Here is a 3,302-nt window from a genome sequence, read left to right on the forward strand (position 1 = left end):
CACCGTGACGCCGCCCACCAGCGCCAGATCGCACTCGCCCGAACGCAGCGCCTGACCGGCCAGATGCAGCGCCACCAGCGATGAGGAGCACGCCGTGTCCACCGTGACGGCGGGACCCACCAGGCCCAGGGAGTACGCCACCCGCCCGGAGATCACGCTGCCGGCTCCGCCGATCCCGATGTATCCCTCCAGGTCTTCGGGGAGATCGGTGAGTCCTGAGGCGTAGTCGTGGTACATCACTCCGGCGAACACGCCGGTGCGGCTGCCGCGCAGCGAGGTCGGGTCGACGCCGGCGCGCTCGATCGCCTCCCACGACACCTCCAGCAGCAGCCGCTGCTGCGGGTCCATCGCCAGCGCCTCACGCGGTGAGATCCCGAAGAAGTCGGCGTCGAACTCCCCTGCTTCGTGGAGGAAGCCGCCCTCTCGCGAATACGAGGTGCCGTGGTGGTCGGGGTCGGGGTGGTAGAGCCCTTCGACGTCCCATCCGCGGTTGTCGGGGAACTGCGTGATGCCGTCGCGGCCCTCGGCGACGAGGCTCCACAGGTCCTCCGGTGTCCGGACGCCGCCCGGGTAGCGGCACGCCATGCCGACGATCACGATGGGGTCGTCGGTCGCCGTCGCGGGTGCGGCGGCCGGTGCGGCGGCCGGGCGGGGGGACGCGCCGGGCAGTTCGGTGAGCAGGAAGCGGGCCAGTTCGGCCGCGGTCGGGTGGTCGAACACCAGCGTCGCCGGGAGCCGCAGGCCGGTCATCGCGGCCAGGCCGTTCCGCAGCTCGACCGCCATGAGCGAGTCGAGCCCGAGTTCCTTGAACGACTGGTCGGGGCCGACCTGGCCGAGGTCGGCGAGGCCCAGCGCGCGGGCCGCCTGCGCGCGGACCAGATCGAGCATCTCGCGGTCGCGCCGGTCCGGTGGGAGGGCGGCCAGGCGGGCGGCGAACGATCCGGGCTCCACCCGGCCGGCGGAGCCGCGGCGCCGCGGCGCGAGGTCGCGCAGCACCGGCGCGAGCGCGCCCTGGTCCGCCAGGTCCGCGAGCGCGGCCGGCTCGAACCTCGCCGGCACCAGCAGCGCCTCGTCCCGTTCCTCCCGCGCCAGGTTCACGGCGGCGTCGAAGAGGGCCAGGGCCTCGTCCACGGCCATCGGCACCAGGCCGCCGCGCGCCAGCCGGGCGGTGGCCTCCGCGCCGAGGCCGCCGGTGATGCCGCCGTCCGCCCACAGTCCCCACGCGAGCGAGAGCGCGGGCAGCCCGGCCGACCTGCGGTGCCGGGCGAGGGCGTCGAGGAAGGCGTTGGCCGCCGCGTAGTTGCCCTGGCCCGGGCTGCCGAGCAGCCCGGCCGTGGAGGAGTACACGACGAACTCGTCCAGGCCGGCGTCGCGGGTCAGTTCGTGCAGGTGCCAGGCCGCCTCCGCCTTCGGCCGCAGCACCGTGGCGAGCCGTTCGCCGCTCAGTCCGCCGATGGGCGCGTCGTCGAGCACTCCGGCGGTGTGCACGACGGAGCGGAGCGGACGGTCGGCCGGGACCGTGGCGAGCAGCGCGGCGAGGGCGGCCCGGTCCGCCACGTCGCACGCCTCGATCCGCACGTCCGCGCCGAGTTCCCGCAGTTCCGCCGCGAGCTCCCGGGCGCCGGGCGCCTCCATGCCCCGCCGGCTCGTGAGCAGGAGATGGCGCGCGCCGTGGTGCTCGGCGAGGTGCCGGGCGAGCGCGGACCCGAGCAGCCCCGTGCCGCCGGTGATCAGGGTCGTGCCCGGCCCGGCATCGGCGGCCTCGGCGGGGTCGGCGGGCGGCGTACCGGCGGGCGTCCGCTCCAGCCGCGGGGCGGTCACCTGGTCGCCGCGCACGATCAGCTGTGGTTCGCCGGTGGCGAGCAGGCCAGCGAGGGTCTGATCGGGCAGTTCGGTGTCGGTGTCGATGAGGACGAGCCGTCCGGGGTTCTCGGCCTGCGCGGATCGGGCCAGCCCCCACACGCTCGCGGTCACGAGGTCGTCGGTGTCCCCCAGCAGCACCAGCGGCTGCTGGTGCCCGGACTCCAGCACTGCCTGGAACACGTCGAGCATGGCCGTCAGCTCGGTGCCGAGCTCAGCCGCCGGGGCGGGAGTCACGGTGAGCACGACGGTGGCGTCCGCCGGCACCAGGCCGTCGCCGGTCGCGGCGGTCAGCTCGGCGGCCCCGGCGTACCGCGCGAACGCCGGGGCGTCCACGCCGTCCGGGACTTCGACCGGTGCCCGGCCCAGCCGGAACACGCGGGCACCCGTCCGGGGCGAGCGGATCCGGTCGCCGCTGAACGGCCGGGTCACCAGGGAGCCCACCGAGATGACGGGGGTGTCGAACTCGTCTGCCAGATGGAGGCTGACGGTGTCGGGGCCGGCGGGGGCGACCCGGACCCGGAGGGTTCCGGAGGCCCCGGCGGTGTGCAGTTCGACGTCCGACCAGGAGAACGGCACTCCGGCGCTCGCGAGGCCGCCGGCGCCGATCGCGTGCAGCGCCGCGTCCAGCGCGGCGGGGTGCAGGCCGTAGCCTGTGGCGTCGCGCCGCAGCGGCTCGTCCAGCCGGATCTCGGCGAGGATCGCGCCGTCGTGGCTCCAGGCGGACCGGAGGGCGCGGAACGCGGGGCCGTATTCCAGGCCGAGTTCCGCCATCCGCTCGTAGAGGCCGTCCAGGCTGACCGGCACGGCCTCGGCGGGGGGCCATTGCGCCCAGTGCGTCTGCGGTGCCCGCGCCGCGGAGGTGCGCAACGTGCCCGAGGCGTGCCGGGTCCACTCGGCGAGGTCCGCGGGCTCCGCCGGACGGGAGTGGATCTCGACGGTCCGGCGGCGCTCCGCGTCCGGGGCCGACACCACGACTTGGAGCTGAACTCGGCCCTGCTCCGGGACGACCAGGGGGAGCGCCAAGGTCAGATCGCTCAGGACGCCGCAGCCGACCGCGTCACCGGCCTGGAGCGCCAGTTCCAGGAAGGCGGTGCCGGGCAAGAGCACGGCGCCCCCGATCCGGTGGTCGGCGAGCCACGGGTGGGCGGCCAGGGACAGCGTTCCGGTGAGGATCCGTGCTTCGGTGTCGGCGGGATCCACTTCGGCCAGCAGCAGCGGATGGTCGAGGGCGAGGAGCCCCGCAGATCCGACCTCCGCGCGGTCGGTGCCCGCGTCCAGCCAGAAGCGCTGCCGCTGGAACGGGTAGCCGGGCACATCTTCGGCGGGACGGCCGCCCCAAGGGGCGAACAGCGTCGGCCACGCGACCGGCACGCCGTTCGTCCACAGCGTGGCGAGCGCGGTGAGGAGGGTTTCGGTCTGGGGGCGGCTTCGGCGCATCG

At 75.4% G+C, this 3,302-nt stretch carries 1 protein-coding gene; it reads right to left on the reverse strand.

The annotated features are described in order from the left end of the window. Positions 1-3,302 (reverse strand): type I polyketide synthase (locus ACIWVC_RS34355; protein ID WP_396455175.1); only part of this gene is annotated, 3,302 nt, incomplete at both ends.

It is taken from the genome of Actinomadura sp., from assembly GCF_044508335.1.
GTDB lineage: Bacteria > Actinomycetota > Actinomycetes > Streptosporangiales > Streptosporangiaceae > Spirillospora.